An 18,175-nucleotide genomic window follows, 5' to 3' on the forward strand; every position below is an offset into this window, starting at 1 on the left:
GCGTCTACTACGCCCCACTATGGCGACCTCCGTGAAGATCGACGAGGAGACGAAAGACTTGCTCGAGCGGTTACAGGCCGAAATCAAACTCGAGACGGGGACCAGCGTCACGCAACAGGAGTTGCTCGACCGCATCGTCCGCCGCGAGTTCGAGTCGAAAGCCGAGCTCATCGACTCCTTCGACGCCGAGTGGGACGGGCTCTCGCCGGCAGAGACCGAGACGTGGCTCGCTGGGACGGCAGCGTCCGGCCGGCCGGTCGAGGAGGACGACATCGACGACGTTCTCGCACGCGAGGTCCTCGACGAGTGACGGTCTTCGTCGACACGGGGGTCTTCTACGCTCACCACGACGAGGATGCACCACGCCATTCCCGTGCCAAAGAAGCCATGCAGACTATCGCGACCGGACGGTTCGGTCGGCCCACGACGAGCGACTACGTCTTCGACGAGACTGTCACGCTGGCGCTCGCCCGGTTTGCCGACCCCGCGGAAGCGACCACGGCCGGGAACCGAATTCTCGGCCGCGGTGCATTTCCGGACGTCATTTCGCTGCTCTTCGTCGGTAGTGAACAGTTCTTCGACGACTTCGACGGACTCGTCGACCGTCTGGACCCGGCCACGTTCTAGTCGACCGTCTCGATGCGCTCGCGGAGCCACGCCGCCGCCTCGGTCACGACCGTCGCGTCGTCGCCAGTGACCTTCACCCGACCGGGGGTGTCGTCGCTGCGGGGATAGGACCCGACGGCGACGCCGAAGCGCTCGCGGGCCTCCGTGATCGTGGTCACGACGGCGCCCTCCGGGGCCGGGGTGTGGAGCGTCTCGGTCGTCCGGTCGCCGCCGAAGTCCTCGGCGACGGTGGCGAACATCGCCTTCAGCTCGTCGGGGATACCCGGCAGGACGTACACCGATTCGACGACGCAGCCGGCCGCGAAGCTCTCGTCGGTGAGCAGCGGCTCGCCGCCCTCGGGAACCGACGCCCAGGCGTCGAGGTCAAGGTCCATGTCGTACCGGTCGACCATCTCGGGGTTGTCGGCAGCGAATCGTTCGGCCTTCGCCTCGAGGTGGGCCCGCACGTCTCCGGGCACGACGAGCTCGCGGTCGAACGCAGCCGCGACGCCCGCCTTCGTCACGTCGTCGGGCGTCCCGCCGATGCCGCCGGTGACGAGCACGGCGTCGAAGGCCTCGTGGAACTCGCGGACGGATTCGGCGATGACGGCCTCGTCGTCCGGGACGGTGAGGATTCGCGGGACGGTCGCCCCGGCCTCGGAGAGGCGTCGAGCCAGCCACGTCGCGTTCGTGTTCGCCGTATCGCCCGACAGCAGTTCGTCGCCGACGGTGAGCAGCGCTACGTTCATACCGACTGAAGGTCCGTAGCGAGGATAAGGGTTGGTCTCCGTCGAGCGCCGCTTCAGGCCTCGAGGGCCTCGGCCAGCAGTTCGGTCAGCCCCACGACCTCGAGGTCGTCTTCGAACCCGCCGGTCTTGCGGCCGTCCTCGTACATCGTCATGCACATCGGGCAGGCGACGACGAACCGCTCGACCGGGGCGTCGGTGTCCTCCAGGGCCTCGCGCAGGCGCTCCTCGCTGGGTTTGGTGTCTTCTTCGAGGTCCATCCAGAGACCGCCACCGCCGCCGCCACAGCAGAAGGAGTCGGCGCGGTTGCGCGGCATCTCGTGGAGGTCGGCGCCGGTCGCCCGGACGAGGTCCCGGGGGGCCTCGAAGACGTCGTTGAACCGTCCGAGGTGACAGGGGTCGTGGTAGGTCACCGTGTCGTCGAGTTCGGTCCCCTGTAGTCCGAGCGCGCCGGATTCGGCGAGGTCGGCGACGACCTGCGTGTAGTGGAACACGTCTCTTGACTCCCACTCGCAGGCCTCGAACTCGGGGTACTCGTTCTTGAAGGTGTTGTACGAGTGGGGGTCGGTACAGACGATGGACTCGAACTCGCAGTCTCCGATGGCGCCGGCGTTGTCCTCGACGAGCATCTCGTAGAGGCCCTCCTCGCCGACGCGGCGGACGTCGTTGCCGTCGGTCCGTTCGGCCTCGTAGAGGATGCCGTAGTCCACGCCCGCCGACTCGAAGACGCGAGCGAGCGCCCGGGCGACGCGCTGGTTTCGCTCGTCGTAACTCGGGTAGTCGCCGACGTACCAGAGGTACTCGACCGGCTGGTCGCGGGCGTCGGGCACCTCGAAGTCCAGGTCGTCGGTCCAGTCGGGGCGCTTGCGCTCGGGGTCGCCGAAGGTGTTGCCGTGCTGGAAGACGTTCATCATCGCGTCCTGGACGTGTTCGTTCATCTCGCCGGACTCGGTGAGCCGGCGGTTCATCTCGGTGAACTGCGTGACGTGCTCGATGTCCACCGGGCAGGCGTCCATGCAGGCCATGCAGGACATGCACGACTCCATCGTCCGGGCGTCGATGACCGACGTGCCACCGTCCGCGATTATCGGGATGTCCTCCCCGCCGGCGTCGCGTTCCTCCCGATAGCGCTTCAGGTCCAGGATGACGTCCCGGGGGTCGAGTGGCCGGCCCGAGGCCTTCGCGGGGCAGACCGACGAACAGCGACCGCACTTCGTGCAGGCGTCGTGGTCGAGCAGCTGCTTCCACGAGAAGTCGTCTATCTCGCTCGGGCCGATGTCTTCGGGAGCGGCGTCGGCGGGCACACCCGGCAGCCGGACGCCAGCCTGCTCGTCGCGGGTGACGAGGTTGGCGAAGGAGGAGAGCATGTGGAACGGCTTGGCGTAGGGGATCCAGGCGACGAACCACAGGGCGACGAGCGCGTGGCTCCACCAGATTGCGGGGTACGCTCCGGCGGCCATCTCGGGTGTCACACCCGCGAAGGAAAGCAGGTCTTTGACGAACCAGCCGACGAAACTCACCGTCTCGAAGCTCACGTCCCGAGTCGCCGACGTTCCCAGAATCCGGACACCCTCGGTGAGGTAGCCGCCGACGCCGAGCACGAACAGCGCGCCCAGGAAGAGGTCGTCCTCGCGCGAGGTGTGCCGGCCGTGGAGCCGGTCCAGTCGGCGGCCGTAACGCCGCCAGAGCGCGACGCCGACGCCCACCACAAAGAGGAGCCCCATCGCGTCCATCACGACGGAGTACGAGAGGTAGAAGTCCCCGACGAAAAAGGAGTCGCCAGTCAGCGGGCGGTAGAGGTCCATGTCGATGCCCAGTATCGTCGTGCCGATGAGCAGCGTCAGAAAGCCCCAGACGACGAACGCGTGCATCACGCCAGCGACGACGTCGCGGTCCAGCTGCTTGCGGTTCGACAGCGCCAGTCGGGCGGCTGCGAGCGTCCGGCCCGGCAGGTCGTCGAGCCGCTCGAACGGGTCCTCGCTCCCCTGCGTGTACCGGCGGACCCGCTCGTAGGTCCCGAACAGGAACACGAGGATGGCGACGGCCGCGAGGTAGTAGAAGACGGCCTTGCCGACGTCCCCGATGCGCCAGAACGTCGGCCGCGTGGTCGTCTGGAGGGCCAGTGACATATGTTATCGCGGGTCGGGATTGTGCATAAACCTTGTCACGGTCTCGCGCCGTCCGGCGAGAATCTCTCTGCAGTTGAAAATTCATGACCGATAACGTCGGATAGCCGACAACTATATACGTACGGACCTGGTTCTGTCCGGTCGGATGGACGAGAAGACCGAATCACTCCGTGACATCTTCGTGGACGTCGCCGGCGAGGACTCGGTCACGGAATCGCAAGAGGCGGGCCGCGGGTCGCTGACCGACGTCGACGAGGCCACGGTCGACGAGCGGCTCGGCGACGTCGTCGCCCGGATGCGCGACCGCTACGAGTTCCACACCGACCTCGACGACGCGTCGCTCGTCGCGCTCGTTAGAGCGTTCTACGAAGGCCACGGTGACGACGACATCGCGGCCGACCTCGACGTCGCTGCGTCGGCCGTGCTCGAGGCCCGCCTGGACCTCCACCTCTTTCGCGAGTCTGACGACGACGCGCCCTTCGACGTCGCCGCGTTCCGCCGCCGCGTGAGCGAGGGCGCTGACGACGCCGCCCTGGCTGCGACCTTCGACAGGGACGGAGAGACGGTGGCCCACTACCGCCGCGTCGTCGCGGCACAGACGGCTGCACGCCGGGTCAGCCACCGGTTCCAGAGCGAGTTCGAGGACGTGCTGACCGACGCCGGCCTCGCGACGCGACACACCGCCGCTCTCCGCGAAGACGGCCTGGACGAGGCCACCGAGGACATCGACTCGCTGGACTCCGACGCCGACATCTCGATGTGACCTGCGGCGAACGTTTTTGAACGGGGACGGGGCCACTCGCCCCTATGCCGCCACACACCTTCCGGGACCTGGAGACGGCCGCGTACTGCCCGCGCAAGCTCTACTACCGCCGTCGGGACGGGCCGCCCGACGTCCCCGACGACGTGGGCCAGGTACGCGACCTCGCCTTCGATTACGAGCGACTGCTGTCGGACGACGCGGCGCTGCTCGCCGCCCCCGTCGAGGTGGCGCCGGGGACGTTCCGCGACCGGGTCCGGGCCGCGCGACGGCGACTCGACCACTGGGACCGGTTGGTCGACCCGGCCGGCCGCGACGTCTTCCTCTCGGGAAAGGACGCCCGTGGCGTCGCACACAAGGTGCTCGCACTCCCCGACGCGGGGCCACGACCGTCGCTCGTCTTCGCCGGCGCGCCGCCGGATCAGGGCGTCTGGGAGCCCCAGAGCGTCCGCCTGGTCGCGGCCGCGAAGGCCCTCGCCTGGGAACACGAGTGCGAGGTCGAGCGGGCCTACGCCGAGTATCCGGCCTACGGCACGATACGGTGCGTCGACCTCTCGGTGCGCCGGACCGGGCAGTATCGACGGGCCGTCCGGACCGCCGACAGCGTCGACGGCCCGCCAGCACGCGCCGCTACCGACGCGAAGTGTTCCCCCTGTGACTACCGCGAGAACTGTGGGGTACAGACCCGCTCGCTGCGCTCGATACTGTAGCGGCGTGCGAACCCGAGTTAGTCTGTTCCGGCGAGCCACTGCTCGACGGCGTCGGCCTGTGCCCCCCGGCGGTGGACGGTCCCTGCCTCGACGTCGACCACTGTCGACCCGGTCCCACCGGTCTCGCCACCGTCCAGGACGACCGCGACGCGGTCGCGGATGGCGTCCAGTTCAGCGACGGCCCGGGCGCTGGGCGACCCCGAGACGTTCGCGCTCGTCGCGGTCAGCGGCGCGACCGCCCCCAGGAGGTCCAGCGCCATCGGATGGTCGGGGATGCGGACGCCGACGCGGTCGCCACCGGCGGTCAGTTCGTCCGGCACGCTGGCCCGCCGTTCGACCACGACGGTCACCGGGCCGGGGAGGAACTCGCGCATGAACCGCCGTTCGCGCTCGGTCGGCCGGGTGTACGCGAGCGCCGCCTCTACGTCTGGCACCGCGATCGAGATGGGGTCGTCCCGGTCGCGCCCCTTCGCCGCGTAGACGCGCTCGACCGCGTCGGGGTCGGTGGCGTCCGCGCCCAGACCGTACACCGTCTCGGTCGGGTAGACGACGAGCTCGCCCCGGCTAATCGCGTCGACAGCCGCTGCGACGTCGCCGTCGCTCACAGCTGGGCTTCGACGGTGTCGTAGTCGGGGAAGTCCGGCCACTGCTGGGCGACCCAGGCGTACTCGACGGTCCGCTCCCCGTCGAGGACGAACACCGCGGGCCGCGGCTCGGCGATGCCGGCCATCCCGTCTAACTCCATGGCGATGCCGTACGACTCGGCGACGTCGTTGGCGGGGTCCGAGTACAGCTGGTGGTCCCCCTCGATGTCGCGCTCCTCTAAGAGCGTCTTGTGCTCGTAGGGCGACGAGATGGAGACGCCGACCACGGTGGCGTCCTGGTGCCACCCGCGGTCGCGGATCTCGTTCCAGACGTAGGTGGCGGGGAACGCCCCGTCCATCGCGTGGAAGACCAGGACAACGGGCCCGTCGCTCTCGGCACACAGCGCCGACAGCGAGACGTCCTCCCAGAACTCGTCGTTGACGAGCGGCCGGGTGAAGTCGGGTGCGGTGTCGCCCGCCTCGGGATGGTTCGCCTCGCCGAGCTCGACGACCTCGAAGTCGAGGTCCATCAGGCGGCCCCCTCCTCGCCGTACGTGTTGTCAAGGTACTCGACGATGTTGGCGCTCTCGCTCATCGTGACACCGGTGTTCTCGTCGACGATGGCCGGGACCGTCCGCTTCCCTGAGAGTCGCTTGACGACGTCCCGGTCCGAGTGCATCGGCTCGATGAACCGCGAGCGGTAGTCGAGGTCGTACTGGTTCAGGCGCCGGACGACGCGCTCACAATACGGACAGGCCTGCAGTCGGTACAGTGTGATGTCGGGCTCGCTCATACGGCTGCGCGTACGTGGGAGGCGCTGGTAAGGGCTTCGCCACCTGTCTGCCTATGACAAGCCTTAATCCGCGTCCATTACAACTCAAACCGTCGATGGCTCTGGACCCACCCACGGTGACGATGCTTACTGCAGCGATGCTTCAATCCGTCGAGTTCGGCGGCGTCACCCTCTCCCGGAGCCTCATAATGGCGGTGGGCTCCGCCACGATCGTCGTGCTCATCCTGCTTTCGGCCTTCTTCTCCTCCTCGGAGATCGCGATGTTCTCCCTGCCGGCCCACCGCGCCGAGGCACTCGTCGAGGACGGCGTCCCCGGCGCACAGACGCTCAAAGCGCTGAAAGCCGACCCGCACCGGCTCCTGGTCACCATCCTGGTCGGGAACAACCTGGTCAACATCGCGATGTCCTCGATTGCGACGGGGCTGCTCGCGATGTACCTCTCACAGGGCGAGGCCGTCGCCATCGCCACCTTCGCCATCACTGCTATCGTCCTGCTGTTCGGGGAGAGCGCGCCGAAGAGCTACGCGGTCGAGAACACGGAGTCGTGGGCGCTGACCATCGCCCAACCGCTGAAGTTCGCCGAGAAAGTCCTCCTCCCGCTCATCCTCCTCTTCGACTACCTCACGCGCCTGGTGAACAAGGTCACCGGGGGCCGGTCGGCTATCGAGACCTCCTACGTCACCCGCGAGGAGATTCAGGACATCATCGAGACGGGCGAACGCGAGGGCGTCCTGGACGAAGAGGAGCGCCAGATGCTCCAGCGCACCCTGCGTTTCAACGATACCATCGCCAAAGAGGTGATGACGCCCCGATTGGACATGACCGCCGTCGCGAAGGAGGACACCGTCGAGGAAGCGCTGGAGACCTGTATCCACAGCGGTCACGCCCGCGTCCCCGTCTACGAGGGCAGTCTGGACAACGTCATCGGCGTCGTCCACATCCGCGACCTCGTTCGCGACCTCAACTACGGCGAGGCCGTCCCCGAGGACATGATGCTCGAGGACCTCATCGAACCCACCCTCCACGTCCCCGAGTCGAAGAACGTCGACGACCTGCTGACCGAGATGCGCGCCGAGCGCCTCCACATGGTCATCGTCATCGACGAGTTCGGTACCACCGAGGGCCTGGTGACGATGGAGGACCTCACCGAGGAAATCGTCGGCGAGATTCTCGAAGGCGAGGAGGAAGAGCCCATCGAGTACATCGGCGACGACACGGTCGTCGTCAAAGGCGAGGTCAACATCGAGGAGGTCAACGAGGCGCTCGACCTGGAGATTCCGGAGGGCGAGGAGTTCGAGACCATCGCGGGCTTCATCTTCAACCTCGCGGGCCGCCTGGTCGAGGCCGGCGAGGTCATCACCTACGAGGGTGTCGAGATTCGGGTCGAACAGGTCGAGAACACCCGTATCATGAAGGCCCGCGTCGTCCGGCTCGACCCGGACGACGAGGGGGACGACGACACCGACGAGGAGCAGTCGAACCCCGAAGAGGTCTCGACCGACTGAGTACTGGCCCGAAGTTCTACACGCCACTGACAGTACTGTAAAACCAGCGCTGCCACTGTGGCCGCGGCGTCTCGCGGGTGACCTATCGCCCGTAGGTGAGGCGCGTCGCGACGTCGTCGATGCGGCGTTTCACGCCCGAGAGCCAGGCGGCCGGCGAGACGAGCCGGGCCTCGCTGTCGGAGACCTCGATGCGGTCCCCGCCCAGCGGGTCGGTGCGCTCCCCGTCCGCCGTGGCGTCGACGACGGTGGTCATGCTACACCGGCCACACGCCTCGGTGTCCTTGCTCATGATGTATCGTGCTAGTTGGTGACTGATGGGAATAAACCTTGGTGGTCCGGCCCACACCGACGTTTTAGGTAGACGGGTGTCCAGGGGTAGGACATGGCATACCATCACATCGACGTCGAGGCGATTGAGCCGACGCCCGAGCGACCCTGTACCCAGCGCTCGCTCAGCGACGCGGCGGGGCTGACTCAGCTCGGGGCACACGTCTACGAGGTCGCGCCCGGCGAGCAGATCCCGCTCGCCTACCACTACCACGACCAGCAGGAAGAGCTGTTCTACGTCATGTCCGGCACTATCGCGGTCGAGACGCCCGACGAGACGTTCAGCGTCGGCACCGACGAGGCGTTCGCCGTCGAGCCCGAGAGCCCACAGCGGGCGTCAGTCCCCGAGTCCGCCGACGGACCGGCACGAATCCTCGTGGTCGGCGCACCGGCCGTCGACGACGCCCACGCCTACGACGGGGAGTGACCGAGATGAGCGATTCGGAGGACACGCCGCCCGGGCCGGGCACGGACCAGGCGATGGGGGCCGACGACTCGGAGACCGACGACCCGGCACGGACGGTGGCCGGCGAGTCGGTCCCCGACTGGGACGACGAGTACCTCGACCGGGTGGGCGACCAGCTGAAGTTCAGTTACGACCTGGAGCGTGACTACGTAATCGACGGCGAGCGTTTCGACCTGTACGGCCGGCTCCACATCGAGAGCCAGAAGCAGGTGCTCCACCAGTCGCTCAACTGGGCGAACTACGAGACCAACGAACACCTCTTTGCCCGCCGGGCCGACGGCGTCTCCCGGGCGGACCTCGAGGCCCTCGTCGACCTGGGACACGACCTGGCCGACGAGTACATCCAGGCCGACGAGGAGCACCGCGAGACCGAGCTCACGTTCGTGCTCGTCGTCCCGTCTATCCCCGATGACGTGCGTTCGTTCGTCGCCGGGTTCCGCGACCGGACGTTACTGCGCTTCGGTTACTACGGTAGTTACGAGGTGAACCTCGCGGTCGTCGCGCCCGACCGGGAGGACGCTGTGGCGAGCAAGGAGGCCGACGTCGCCGCGGCCTTCCAGCTGTGGCGCGACATCGAGGCCGAGCAGACCGGGCTGCTGGGGCGACTCCGGCGGCTGCTGGGCTGAGTGACTGCCGCGGTCTCGGCTGTGGGGCTGTACTCGTCAGTCGCTGACCGTGGGAGCGATGCGCACGGCTCGTGGGCGGCGTGACACACCGAAAAAACGGGACTCGTAGTCGAATCAGTCGTCGGTCGGTTCGCCGCCGTCTGCGGCCACCGCACCGGGGCCGCTCCGGACGTTCTGGATGTTGTCGTAGCCGATCTTGACCAGCGCCAGTGCCAGGCCGACCAGCACCAGCGCCAGGATGATCTGGACGCCGACGGAGATGCGAGCGACGATGCCCGCACCCTCGGCGAAGCCGCCCAGGATGAACTGCTGATACAGGTTCTGGTACAGCGCCAGGTACAGCAGGGCGACGACGGTGATGGCCGTCATCAGCGCCATCGGGACGCCCGTACTGATGAGCTGCTTGTCGTCGTCCCAGTTCGCCAGCCACACCGTCGCGGTCAGCAATGCGAGTGCGGCCAGCAGCTGGTTCGCACCGCCGAACAGCGGCCAGAGACTCGCCCACGACCCACTCGCGACGAGTGCGTACGCGATGAGACACTGGATGACGGCGTTGGAGTAGCGGTTGATGCCGACGTTCTGAATCGAGCGCATGGCGCTCGAACTGGCGTCGGGCGTGCCGACGATCTCCTCGGCCATGTAGCGCCCGAGTCGGACGGCCGTGTCAGTCGAGGTGAGCAGGAAACTCACCAGGACGAGCGCCATGAACGGCGCGCCGACAGCCGTCGGAATGCCGAAGCTGGTGAGCATGACGGAGCCACCGGAGGCGAAGTTCGGGAGCGCGCGCCCGATACCGCCACCGGCGGTGACGCCCGCGATGGCGACCGTCCCGAGTGCGACCGTCGCGAGCAGCCCCTCGCCGAGCATGCCACCGTAGCCGATGGTACGTGCGTCACTCTCCTTGTTGAGCTGTTTCGCGGTCGTGCCCGAGGAGACCAGCGAGTGGAACCCACTGATGGTCCCGCAGGCGATGGTCACGAACAGCAGCGGGAACAGCGGCAGGCCCGCGGTCCCCATGAAGCCGTAGTACGCGTCTAAGTTGATGACCAGCGGTTCGCTGGACGTCCCCAGGATGGTGCCGACGATGACCGCCAGCAGCGCCCCGCCGACCCCCGCGTACAGCAGGAACGACGACAGGAAGTCACGCGGCTGGAGCAGCATCCACACCGGCAGCACCGACGCGATGGCCGCGTACAGCAGGATGACCGGAATCCAGCCGGCGGTGTTCGCGCCGAGCGTGCCCGCAGCGGGCACTATCGAGCTCAGTCCCGAACCCAGCAGGACGATGGTGCCCTCGGGATAGGCGCCCGCCTCTGCGGCCGGGAACAGCGCGACCGGGAACTCGATGCCGACGAATACGCCGCCGAACACCGCGAGGACGAACGCCGCGGTCCCCGGCAGGAACGGCAGGTCGAGCTGGTAGAGGTACACGCCGAACAGCAACGCCAGTGCGATGTACACCGTACTCGCCGTCGCGGCCTGTGGATAGGCGTTGAACACGATGGCGACGACCAGTGCGAACACCGCCACCACGAGGATGATGGTCAGGAACGCGAACCAGAGGAGCATGTTCTTCCCCCGGTCGCCCACGTACTCCCCGATGATGTACCCGATCGACTTCCCCTCGTGTCGGAGGCTGCCCGACAGCGAGACGAAGTCGTGGACGCTCCCCAGCAGCGGGTTGCCGATGGCGATCCACAGGAGCGCCGGCAACCAGCCCCAGACGACGCCGGCGGTGATTGGGCCCACGATGGGTGCCCCGCCGGCGATGCTGGAGTAGTGGTGCCCCAGTAAGACTGGTTTCTTCGCCGGGACGTACTCCTGGCCGTCCTCGTACTTGTGTGCCGGTGTCTCGTTGCTGTCGTCTAGCTCGACGAAGCGCGCCAGATACCGTGAATAACCGATGTACCCGGCGGTGAACGTTATCATTGTCGCCAACACGAGCCAGATTACTTGTACCATGGTATGGTTCCCCAAATAGCGCGTGTGAGCACAAGATACTTAATTATTGGTGATGATTGTTCGTGAACTTGCCACTTGAAACTGCTGATAGGCGAAAAATACCCGGAAAGTTTCCTACGTGTGTGCCGCCCCGACGCCGACGCTGATGTCGATCTCGTCCGCGACGTCCGACAGCAGGTCGTCTTTCACTTCCGAGACCCGCTGTTCGATGGTCGCGACGATCGGCTGGCTGAACTCCTCGCGGATGCGTTCGAGGCGTTCTTGCTCGGTCTGGTGCCGCTCGCGCAAGTACGTCGCGCCGGTCCCGGTCTCCTCGGGGTCCGGCTCCGGGGCGACCTTGTTGACCACCAGCCCGCCTATCTCCAGCCCGGCCTCGGTCAACTCCGTGATCGCGCGCTGGGACTCCTCGATAGAGAGCTCGTCGGGGTTCAACACGAGGTAGAACGCGGCCTCGTTCCGTAGCGTCCGACCGGCGAACTCGAACTGCTCCTTGCGTTCGGCCAGGCGCTTGATGATGGGGTCGTCCCTGAGTTTCGCTCGCGCCTCCTTGTCGCCGATGGCCGCCTTCTCGAAGAGGTCGACGCTCTCGCGGCGCTTGTCGGCGAGGCGGTCGATCCACGACTCCAGGAACTCCGGCAGCGCGAGCAGGCGCAACGTCCCGCCGGTCGGCGAGGTGTCGAACACGACGCGGTCGTAGTCCTCGCTGTTTCGCATCACGTCGATGAAGCGGTCGAACATCGCCGCCTCGTAGGCGCCGGGGGTTCGGTGGGCGAGTTCGATCTGCCGGTCGATCTCGTTGACGATGGCGGGACTCACCTGGTCGCTCATCTCCGACCGAATCTCCTGCATGTGGCGCTCGACCTCCTCGTCGGGGTCCAGCTCCATCGCCCAGAGGTGGTCGTAGCCCTCGACCGGCTTCGGGTCGTCGTCGAACTGCTGGTCGAAGACGTCCGAGGTGCTGTGTGCCGGGTCCGTCGAGACGATGAGCGTATCGACGCCTTCGCGGGCGCACCGCAGCCCGTACGCGCTCGAGACGGTCGTTTTGCCGACGCCACCCTTGCCACCGAAGAAGACGAACTTGTCCATGTTAGAAGTGATACTGTTGCCCCTTGCGTTCGACCAGCGATTCTCGGTCCCACATCCGCCGCTCCCAGGCGACGAACTCCTCGCCGAGGTACGGCAGGAGCTCGGCCGTGTAGTAGGAGACGGGGCTCGGGATGCCGAAGGCGTCCGCGAAACACGCGAACATGAACACGTCGGTCGTGTCCTCGGCTTCCTTCTCTATCTTCTCGACGGAGGGATGCTCTATCATCCCGTGGTAGAGCCCGTGAAGCCACTCTTCGAGGACGTCGAGGTACGCGTCGATGCGGTCAGCGACGTTCATGCTGGCTTAACACGCACACCCGGTCGACGTCTGGGACCGTTCGAACCGCATCTCGTCGCCACACGACGGGCAGTTCGGTGCCTCCTCGCCCGCGACGTCGACGTCTCTGATACGCTCGCTACAGTCGTCACACCAGTAGGCCCCTTTCGACGTCTCCCCCGTGACGTCGCCGCGGTTGGCGGACTCCGTCGATGCCTTCAGCACGTCTCGTACGGTGCCCAGAATGCTCATACGTGTGATTGTATCCCGGTCTCACATAAATATTCGTGGGCAATTGCGCTACGGGCGCAGGACCGTCCCGGCGCCCTACCGGAGTTCCACGGCCAGCGTCTCCAGCAGGCGCTTCAGTTCGCCCCGCCGCTTCCACCCCGCGAGCCGGTCTGTCACTCCCGGCAGCGGCAGGCCGAGACTCACCGAGGACCGTGCTGTCAGGCGCGCCCCGCTGTCGGCCCGTTCCCGGGTCAGCGTCGTCTCCATCGTCTCGAACGGGCCGGCGTCCCCCTCCTGGCGGTACCGGTAGCCGTCCTCGAGCGGTTCGAAGGTGAACGTCGCCTGGAGGCCGCTCGCCCGCGCGGTCACCGTCGTCCGCCCGTCGTCGTGCTCCGCGACGTCGACCACGCTGAAGGTCCCCTCGCTCTCGATGATGGTTTCGGGCGAGAGCCCCCCGATCGACGGCGACGACCGTCGCCGGGACTGCCCGTGTGACCTCGACTGTACGCATAGCGCCCACGTCGACCGCCCCTGGGAAAAATCCCTTAGAGGAAGAAGGGGAGCGAAAGCAACACCAGCAGTCCCGCGAAGATGGCCATCCCGTAGACCAGTCGCTGGAACCGCTGCTGGCTCGGGACCTCCCGACGGAGTTCCGGTCGCATCGACCAGCAGTACCGGTAGAACGACCAGATACACACGAGGGCAGCGATACCCGTCGACCCGGCCACGGCGAGCGGTAACGACGCGCCGAACGACAGCAAGTACGGTGGCAGAAAGACGTAGCTCACGAGCACGCCCGTCGTGGCGACGACGAGGAAGGGGACGGGGTCCACGGACGTTCCCTGGCTATTGGTGAGTTTCACGCCGCCGACTACGTGTCGGACGAATAAAAATATACTCTCGCTACCACATACGAACTAAGTCCCCTGCGCGCGCCACGGGACGTATGGCTTCCGACGGAGACATCCGGGTCCTGCTCGTACTCGATCTGGTGTTGTCGGCCGTGTTCAGTACCGTGGTCCTGTGGGGGCTGTCGTTCGTGGGCCTCGCGTCGCTCACGCTGCGGTCAGTCGCCATCGCGACGCTGTTCCTCGCGGTGCTGACCTATCTCGTCGTCCTGCGCTAGAGGAGGCCGTCGACGGCGAGGAAGACGCCGAAGCTCAGCGCGAAGGCGAGCACCAGCGACCCGATCCAGGCCAGCACCGTCTTGCCCATCTTCGCCCCACTGACCTCGCCGTCACCGGCGGCCGCGCCGGACCCGATGATGGCCGAGACGATAATCTCGTTGAACGAGACGGGGATGCCGAAGAAGACGGCGGTCTGGGCGACGACGAAACTCGGGATGAGCGCCGCGATAGACCGCCGGGGCCCGAGCGAGGAGTAGTCCTGTGAGAGCGTCTTTATCATCCGTGGCGCGCCGGTCCACGACCCGATGAGCAGGCCGAAGCCGCCGAACAGCAGGACGCCGGTGATGGGGATGGCCGCCGTGGGCCCCTGCCCCAGCAGCGGGAGCAACGGCCCGAGTGCCAGGCCGACCTGGCTCCCGCCAGCAGAGAAGGCGACCAGCCCGCCCAGCACGAGCAGGAAGTGCCGCTGGCCGGCAGCCTCGTCGGCAGCCACGTCGCGATACAGCAGACCCGCGGCGACCACCCCGACGACGAGCGTGATTGCCACCATCGTCGGCGTCGTCGCCGTCCCCAGCTCGCGGGTCACCGCTCGTGCGACCGACGCCTGCTCGTCGCCGGGAGCGAGCAACACGAACTCGATGTTCGCGAGCACCGCGCCGACGAGGCCCGCCAGCCCGGGGACCAGCAGCCGCTCGGGGACGCGGTCGTGGCGCAGCGACCACGCCAGCCCGAAGGACATCCCGCTCCCGACAAACGGGACGGCGACCCACAGCGCCGCGATCTGCGTGTACTTCGCCATGGCCGGCTGTCCACCCATCGCCAGGCCGACGCCGACGACGGCCCCCGTGACCGTGAAGGCCGTCGCGATGGGGTAGCCGGTGAAGATGCCGATGGCGACCAGCACCGCCGCGGTGATCAGCGCCACGATAGACGCCACCGCGGAGAGGCTCCCTCCGTCCGGGAAGAGGACGAGGCCGCTGCCGACCGTCTCGGTGACGTTCGCCCCCTGTAACACCGCGCCGGCGAGCCCGAGAATCCCGACGAAGAAGCCCGCGCGCATCACGGATATCGCGTTCGCGCCGACGGCCGGCGCGAAGGGTGTCGAACCGGACGAGCCCGCACCGATGGCCCACGCCATGAACAGACTCGCTACGGACGCCACCACCAGCGTCGCCAGCACACTCGTCGCTACCATCTACCCCGGCGTTTCCACTCACGCGCAATGAGACTACCGCTCGCCGTCGACTATCTCCACTCGAAGTATGGGGGGTTGACAGGGGATACCATCGTGTCGCCCTGATTCCCGGTACCGACCCGCGCTTAGTTCGTCTTCGCATCGGCGACGCTGGCAGCCGACGCCGCGCGGCCGGCCCCGTGCTCAGTTCGTCTTCGCGTCGGTCTCCTCGCCCGGCTCCGTCGCCTCCACACCCTCCGCGGCCTCCACCGCCTCGGTCGCCTTCTCGGTGTCGACGTGCCAGCGGTCGACCGACTGCTCGAAGTCCGCGAGCGTGTTCGAGACGCGCATCTTCAGGTCGTCGTCGTTGACGTTGACCTCGAAGACGTACTCCGGTCGGTCGTCGCCGTTGATCCGCCGGAGGTTCGCGCTGACCAGCGCGTTGTCGAAGTAGTACGGCGCGATCTGGGTCATCACGTTCTTGTAGACGGCGTCTTCGACCCTGCGAAGCGCCTTTCGTCCGGCGGAGTCGGCCGCGCGGGTGACGTAGTCGACGGACTCGCCCCACTTGTTCATCGCCTCGCTCGGTTCGTCTAAGTTCTCGTAGGACTCGCTCAGCTTCTCGCCGGCCGTCTGGAGGTCCTCGTCTGGCTCCTTGCCCGCCTGCTCTCCCTTGCCCTCGTCGACGCTGGCCTGTTCGGCGGTCTTCTCGTTGACGTCCTCGTCGAGCCGTTCGTGGCTCTTGGGTCGCCACTCGTCGAACTCCGAGAGGGCATCGCCGTCGATGGCGGTGGCCACCTCCTCGTTCGTCAGCAAGTCCTTCAGCGCCTGGGTGATCCGCTCGCCGTGCTCGACGACGTCGACCCAGCCGCCCCGCATCTTGAATCCTGAAACGCTCTCTTCGATGTCAGCCATGGTAGAATAGACGACCCGTGGACAGCCGCGGCGTCGCTTCGTCGTGACCGTCCATCTGTACCGGCATCCTTCGGGGTCGGGCCGAATAACGTTTCCGCCATCGGCCAGACGTGGCGTCTTTCAGGCTGGAGGCCAAAACAGGGGCCGATGACATCCGCACTGTTCGTCGTCAGCGAGCACGGGTACTGGGGAGAAGAGTGTATCGAGCCGTTGACCACGCTAACCGACGCGGGCGTCGACGTCACCGTCGCGACGCCGTCCGGGTCACCGCCGGTCCTCGACGAGCGCTCGGTCGACCCCGAGAACGTGGACCCCGACCTCGCCGAGCACGTCCGCGAGGTCCACGAGACCGACGAGCGGCTCAACGACCCGATTCCCGTCGCACGGGCCGAGGCCGACGACTACGACGCCGTCGTCTTCCCCGGCGGGCACGGCACCGAGTGGGACGTCAACCAGGACAGCGATGCTCGCCGGCTCCTGCGTGACACCGTCGAGGGCGAGGACGGGACGGCACTCGTCGTCTGTCACGCCGTCGGTATCCTCGCCTTCGCACGCGACAGCGACGGCGAGTTCCTCGTCGCCGGCCGGTCGGTCACCGGCTTCCCGAACGCCTGGGAGGAGGGTATCGTCGACGACGACGACCTGATGCCCGACGGTCGGAAACTCCCGTACTGGGTCGAAGACGAGGTGAACGCCGCCGGCGCGGACTGGGACGCCGACCTCGACGCCGACACCAGCGTGACCGTCGACGGCGACCTGGTGACCGCTCGCGGTCCTCCGTCCTCTGCCGAGGCCGCGCGGACGCTGCTCGACGAACTGGGTGTCGAAGCGCCCGCGTAGGGACCCCGGACGCACGTCGAGCGTGGTCCAGTTTGTGCCTAATCTTTTATCTGAATTTCTACGTATTCGAGCGTAACTGCCGCTCTCTCTACGAGTTATGAGTCATACCGATTTAGAACATACAACAGGGTTAATGTGTCCCCGGTGCAAATAGGTAGGACGTATGACAGAAAAATCGACTCGACGGCGGTTCCTACAGACTGCAGGAGTAGCTGGTGTAGTCGCCCTCGCCGGGTGCGGCGGCGACGGCGGAAGTGGCGGCGACGGTGGCGACGGTGGTAGCGACGGCGGCAGTGACGGCGGCGACGGCGGCAGTGGCGGTGACGGCGGTAGCGATGGCGGCGACGGCGGCAGCGACGGCGGCAGCGACGGTGGCGACGGCGGCGACGGTGGCGATACCGAGACGCGCCTCTCGTGGCACGCCGGCGGGACCGGCGGGACGTACTTCCCGCTCTCGAACGAGTTCAAGGCGGTCGTCGAGGACAACACCGAGTTCACGCTGAACGTCCAGTCGACCGGGGCGTCCGTCGAGAACGTCGGGAGCCTCGCGAGCGGCGACGCGGACTTCGCGCTCATCCAGAACGACGTCGCGTACTTCGCGAAGAACGGCACCGGTATCGATGCGTTCGACGGGAACGCGATCGAGAACCTCCGTGGCGTCGCGACGCTCTACCCGGAGACCATCACCATCGTGACGCTCCAGGACACCGGCATCGAGTCGCTCTCGGACCTCTCGGGCGCGACCATCAATACCGGTGACCTCGGGTCCGGGACGCAGGTCAACGCCAACCAGATCCTCGAGGCGGTCGGCATCACGGAGTACACCGAGCAGAACGCCTCCTTCTCGCAGGCGGCCGACCAGCTCCGGAACGGCGACATCGACGCGGCGTTCGTCGTCGGCGGGTGGCCCGTCGGCGCCATCGAGGACCTCGCGACGACCAACAACGCAAACATCGTGCCCATCGAGGGCGACAACCGCGAGGCCGTCAAGGAGGCGGCGTCCTGGTTCGCCGACGACACCATCCCAGCGGGCACCTACAGTGGCGTCGACCAGGCGACCGAGACCGTCGCCGTGCAGGCGATGATCGCGACCAACGCCGAACAGCCCGAGGCGACGGTCGAGACGGTCACGGCGGCCATCTTCGACAACGTCGACTCCCTGAGCATCAAGACGGACTTCATCAGCGCGGACTCGGCGCAGGACGGGATGTCCATCGAGCTCCATCCCGGCGCAGCTGCCTACTTCGGTATGTAGGCACCGCTTCCGACTGTATCGCTTTTCAAACCAACCGCATCGTTTTCAAACCACCC

Annotated in this window: 24 protein-coding genes; 10 read left to right on the plus strand and 14 right to left on the minus strand. The window is 66.9% G+C overall.

All coding sequences use genetic code 11. The features are described from left to right. The first annotated feature begins 19 nt into the window (after positions 1–19). A complete protein-coding gene (locus P1L41_RS04090; protein ID WP_276297596.1) occupies positions 20–310 on the plus strand; it encodes a hypothetical protein in 291 nt (96 codons plus the stop codon). Then, entirely contained in the window at positions 307–627 is a 321-nt protein-coding gene (locus tag P1L41_RS04095) for a hypothetical protein (RefSeq protein WP_276297597.1), read from the plus strand. The genes P1L41_RS04090 and P1L41_RS04095 overlap by 4 nt, the downstream gene beginning before the upstream one ends. On the opposite strand, the gene P1L41_RS04100 is transcribed toward P1L41_RS04095, so the two are convergent. Both P1L41_RS04100 and P1L41_RS04105 read right to left on the minus strand, forming a co-directional pair. Next, positions 624–1,355, minus strand: a complete 732-nt coding sequence (locus P1L41_RS04100) for a competence/damage-inducible protein A (protein ID WP_276297598.1) — start codon at positions 1,353–1,355, stop codon at positions 624–626. The genes P1L41_RS04095 and P1L41_RS04100 overlap by 4 nt on opposite strands. Before the next feature lie 53 nt (positions 1,356–1,408). Next, entirely contained in the window at positions 1,409–3,481 is a 2,073-nt protein-coding gene (locus P1L41_RS04105) for a (Fe-S)-binding protein (RefSeq protein ID WP_276297599.1), read from the minus strand. 145 nt (positions 3,482–3,626) lie between these two features. Between P1L41_RS04105 and P1L41_RS04110 the strand changes: the two genes are divergently transcribed. Next, the gene (locus P1L41_RS04110; RefSeq protein ID WP_276297600.1) at positions 3,627–4,244 is read left to right on the plus strand and encodes a conditioned medium-induced protein 4; all 618 of its coding nucleotides are present in this window, start codon (positions 3,627–3,629) and stop codon (positions 4,242–4,244) included. A gap of 44 nt (positions 4,245–4,288) precedes the next feature. Continuing rightward, positions 4,289–4,951: a CRISPR-associated protein Cas4 gene (locus P1L41_RS04115; RefSeq protein WP_276297601.1), complete on the plus strand. Its 663-nt coding sequence runs from the start codon at positions 4,289–4,291 to the stop codon at positions 4,949–4,951. A gap of 17 nt (positions 4,952–4,968) precedes the next feature. Here P1L41_RS04115 and P1L41_RS04120 read toward each other — a convergent pair whose 3' ends face one another. From P1L41_RS04120 to P1L41_RS04130, 3 genes are read right to left on the minus strand one after another with little or no spacing between them, the layout of a single operon-like run. Then, positions 4,969–5,556: an L-threonylcarbamoyladenylate synthase gene (locus P1L41_RS04120; protein ID WP_276297602.1), complete on the minus strand. Its 588-nt coding sequence runs from the start codon at positions 5,554–5,556 to the stop codon at positions 4,969–4,971. Then, positions 5,553–6,065, minus strand: coding sequence for a redoxin domain-containing protein (locus tag P1L41_RS04125; RefSeq protein ID WP_276297603.1), 513 nt, complete (start codon positions 6,063–6,065; stop codon positions 5,553–5,555). Before P1L41_RS04125 ends, P1L41_RS04120 begins: the two co-directional genes overlap by 4 nt. Next, on the minus strand, positions 6,065–6,328 hold the full coding sequence (locus P1L41_RS04130; protein ID WP_276297604.1) for a glutathione S-transferase N-terminal domain-containing protein: 264 nt from the start codon (positions 6,326–6,328) through the stop codon (positions 6,065–6,067). The genes P1L41_RS04125 and P1L41_RS04130 overlap by 1 nt, the downstream gene beginning before the upstream one ends. 95 nt (positions 6,329–6,423) lie before the next feature. Between P1L41_RS04130 and P1L41_RS04135 the strand changes: the two genes are divergently transcribed. After that, positions 6,424–7,833, plus strand: a complete 1,410-nt coding sequence (locus tag P1L41_RS04135; RefSeq protein WP_276297605.1) for a hemolysin family protein — start codon at positions 6,424–6,426, stop codon at positions 7,831–7,833. Between the two features lie 82 nt (positions 7,834–7,915). Here the strand turns inward: P1L41_RS04135 and P1L41_RS04140 are convergent, their stop codons facing one another. Then, on the minus strand, positions 7,916–8,122 hold the full coding sequence (locus P1L41_RS04140; protein WP_276297606.1) for a DUF8007 family protein: 207 nt from the start codon (positions 8,120–8,122) through the stop codon (positions 7,916–7,918). Between the two features lie 93 nt (positions 8,123–8,215). Here P1L41_RS04140 and P1L41_RS04145 point away from each other — a divergent pair, with 93 nt between their 5' ends. Both P1L41_RS04145 and P1L41_RS04150 read left to right on the plus strand, forming a co-directional pair. Continuing rightward, entirely contained in the window at positions 8,216–8,587 is a 372-nt protein-coding gene (locus P1L41_RS04145) for a cupin domain-containing protein (protein WP_276297607.1), read from the plus strand. 5 nt (positions 8,588–8,592) lie between these two features. Continuing rightward, a complete protein-coding gene (locus P1L41_RS04150) occupies positions 8,593–9,252 on the plus strand; it encodes a DUF8052 family protein (protein WP_336399723.1) in 660 nt (219 codons plus the stop codon). A 114-nt stretch (positions 9,253–9,366) separates the two neighbouring features. Here P1L41_RS04150 and P1L41_RS04155 read toward each other — a convergent pair whose 3' ends face one another. The 6 genes from P1L41_RS04155 to P1L41_RS04180 all read right to left on the minus strand — a co-directional run bounded on the left by P1L41_RS04155 (position 9,367) and on the right by P1L41_RS04180 (position 13,671). Beyond that, positions 9,367–11,214, minus strand: a complete 1,848-nt coding sequence (locus tag P1L41_RS04155; protein ID WP_276297608.1) for a carbon starvation CstA family protein — start codon at positions 11,212–11,214, stop codon at positions 9,367–9,369. 114 nt (positions 11,215–11,328) lie between these two features. Next, the gene (locus P1L41_RS04160) at positions 11,329–12,300 is read right to left on the minus strand and encodes an ArsA family ATPase (protein ID WP_276297609.1); all 972 of its coding nucleotides are present in this window, start codon (positions 12,298–12,300) and stop codon (positions 11,329–11,331) included. A gap of 1 nt (position 12,301) precedes the next feature. Continuing rightward, positions 12,302–12,598, minus strand: a complete 297-nt coding sequence (locus P1L41_RS04165; RefSeq protein ID WP_276297610.1) for a DUF7990 family protein — start codon at positions 12,596–12,598, stop codon at positions 12,302–12,304. A gap of 6 nt (positions 12,599–12,604) precedes the next feature. Next, positions 12,605–12,829, minus strand: coding sequence for a hypothetical protein (locus tag P1L41_RS04170; RefSeq protein ID WP_276297611.1), 225 nt, complete (start codon positions 12,827–12,829; stop codon positions 12,605–12,607). 75 nt (positions 12,830–12,904) lie between these two features. Further along, on the minus strand, positions 12,905–13,216 hold the full coding sequence (locus tag P1L41_RS04175; protein ID WP_276297612.1) for an SRPBCC family protein: 312 nt from the start codon (positions 13,214–13,216) through the stop codon (positions 12,905–12,907). Positions 13,217–13,353: 137 nt separating this feature from the next. After that, positions 13,354–13,671: a hypothetical protein gene (locus P1L41_RS04180; protein WP_276297613.1), complete on the minus strand. Its 318-nt coding sequence runs from the start codon at positions 13,669–13,671 to the stop codon at positions 13,354–13,356. Positions 13,672–13,754: 83 nt separating this feature from the next. On the opposite strand from P1L41_RS04180, the gene P1L41_RS04185 reads away from it, so the two are divergent. Continuing rightward, complete coding sequence (locus tag P1L41_RS04185) at positions 13,755–13,934, plus strand: DUF8107 family protein (protein WP_276297614.1); 180 nt, start codon at positions 13,755–13,757, stop codon at positions 13,932–13,934. On the opposite strand, the gene P1L41_RS04190 is transcribed toward P1L41_RS04185, so the two are convergent. Both P1L41_RS04190 and P1L41_RS04195 read right to left on the minus strand, forming a co-directional pair. Then, a complete protein-coding gene (locus P1L41_RS04190) occupies positions 13,931–15,130 on the minus strand; it encodes an inorganic phosphate transporter (protein WP_276297615.1) in 1,200 nt (399 codons plus the stop codon). The two genes, P1L41_RS04185 and P1L41_RS04190, sit on opposite strands and share 4 nt — an antisense overlap. 183 nt (positions 15,131–15,313) lie before the next feature. Next, positions 15,314–16,024: a DUF5828 family protein gene (locus P1L41_RS04195; RefSeq protein WP_276297616.1), complete on the minus strand. Its 711-nt coding sequence runs from the start codon at positions 16,022–16,024 to the stop codon at positions 15,314–15,316. A 147-nt stretch (positions 16,025–16,171) separates the two neighbouring features. Here P1L41_RS04195 and P1L41_RS04200 point away from each other — a divergent pair, with 147 nt between their 5' ends. Then, the gene (locus P1L41_RS04200; protein ID WP_276297617.1) at positions 16,172–16,864 is read left to right on the plus strand and encodes a type 1 glutamine amidotransferase domain-containing protein; all 693 of its coding nucleotides are present in this window, start codon (positions 16,172–16,174) and stop codon (positions 16,862–16,864) included. Positions 16,865–17,027: 163 nt separating this feature from the next. Continuing rightward, the gene (locus tag P1L41_RS04205) at positions 17,028–18,119 is read left to right on the plus strand and encodes a TAXI family TRAP transporter solute-binding subunit (protein ID WP_276297618.1); all 1,092 of its coding nucleotides are present in this window, start codon (positions 17,028–17,030) and stop codon (positions 18,117–18,119) included. Positions 18,120–18,175: the final 56 nt, after the last annotated feature.

Origin of the sequence: Haloarcula ordinaria (assembly GCF_029338275.1) — an archaeon.
GTDB classification, from domain to species: Archaea; Halobacteriota; Halobacteria; order Halobacteriales; family Haloarculaceae; genus Haloarcula; species Haloarcula ordinaria.

What these genes read in the sequence shown, in the direction of transcription:
- P1L41_RS04090 (WP_276297596.1), top strand. Translation starts at nt 20, where the DNA reads ATGGCGACCTCCGTGAAGATCGACGAGGAGACGAAAGACTTGCTCGAG.
- P1L41_RS04100 (WP_276297598.1), bottom strand. Translation starts at nt 1,355, where the DNA reads ATGAACGTAGCGCTGCTCACCGTCGGCGACGAACTGCTGTCGGGCGAT.
- P1L41_RS04105 (WP_276297599.1), bottom strand. Translation starts at nt 3,481, where the DNA reads ATGTCACTGGCCCTCCAGACGACCACGCGGCCGACGTTCTGGCGCATC.
- P1L41_RS04110 (WP_276297600.1), top strand. Translation starts at nt 3,627, where the DNA reads ATGGACGAGAAGACCGAATCACTCCGTGACATCTTCGTGGACGTCGCC.
- P1L41_RS04115 (WP_276297601.1), top strand. Translation starts at nt 4,289, where the DNA reads ATGCCGCCACACACCTTCCGGGACCTGGAGACGGCCGCGTACTGCCCG.
- P1L41_RS04125 (WP_276297603.1), bottom strand. Translation starts at nt 6,065, where the DNA reads ATGGACCTCGACTTCGAGGTCGTCGAGCTCGGCGAGGCGAACCATCCC.
- P1L41_RS04130 (WP_276297604.1), bottom strand. Translation starts at nt 6,328, where the DNA reads ATGAGCGAGCCCGACATCACACTGTACCGACTGCAGGCCTGTCCGTAT.
- P1L41_RS04135 (WP_276297605.1), top strand. Translation starts at nt 6,424, where the DNA reads ATGGCTCTGGACCCACCCACGGTGACGATGCTTACTGCAGCGATGCTT.
- P1L41_RS04140 (WP_276297606.1), bottom strand. Translation starts at nt 8,122, where the DNA reads ATGAGCAAGGACACCGAGGCGTGTGGCCGGTGTAGCATGACCACCGTC.
- P1L41_RS04145 (WP_276297607.1), top strand. Translation starts at nt 8,216, where the DNA reads ATGGCATACCATCACATCGACGTCGAGGCGATTGAGCCGACGCCCGAG.
- P1L41_RS04150 (WP_336399723.1), top strand. Translation starts at nt 8,593, where the DNA reads ATGAGCGATTCGGAGGACACGCCGCCCGGGCCGGGCACGGACCAGGCG.
- P1L41_RS04155 (WP_276297608.1), bottom strand. Translation starts at nt 11,214, where the DNA reads ATGGTACAAGTAATCTGGCTCGTGTTGGCGACAATGATAACGTTCACC.
- P1L41_RS04160 (WP_276297609.1), bottom strand. Translation starts at nt 12,300, where the DNA reads ATGGACAAGTTCGTCTTCTTCGGTGGCAAGGGTGGCGTCGGCAAAACG.
- P1L41_RS04165 (WP_276297610.1), bottom strand. Translation starts at nt 12,598, where the DNA reads ATGAACGTCGCTGACCGCATCGACGCGTACCTCGACGTCCTCGAAGAG.
- P1L41_RS04170 (WP_276297611.1), bottom strand. Translation starts at nt 12,829, where the DNA reads ATGAGCATTCTGGGCACCGTACGAGACGTGCTGAAGGCATCGACGGAG.
- P1L41_RS04185 (WP_276297614.1), top strand. Translation starts at nt 13,755, where the DNA reads ATGGCTTCCGACGGAGACATCCGGGTCCTGCTCGTACTCGATCTGGTG.
- P1L41_RS04190 (WP_276297615.1), bottom strand. Translation starts at nt 15,130, where the DNA reads ATGGTAGCGACGAGTGTGCTGGCGACGCTGGTGGTGGCGTCCGTAGCG.
- P1L41_RS04195 (WP_276297616.1), bottom strand. Translation starts at nt 16,024, where the DNA reads ATGGCTGACATCGAAGAGAGCGTTTCAGGATTCAAGATGCGGGGCGGC.
- P1L41_RS04200 (WP_276297617.1), top strand. Translation starts at nt 16,172, where the DNA reads ATGACATCCGCACTGTTCGTCGTCAGCGAGCACGGGTACTGGGGAGAA.
- P1L41_RS04205 (WP_276297618.1), top strand. Translation starts at nt 17,028, where the DNA reads ATGACAGAAAAATCGACTCGACGGCGGTTCCTACAGACTGCAGGAGTA.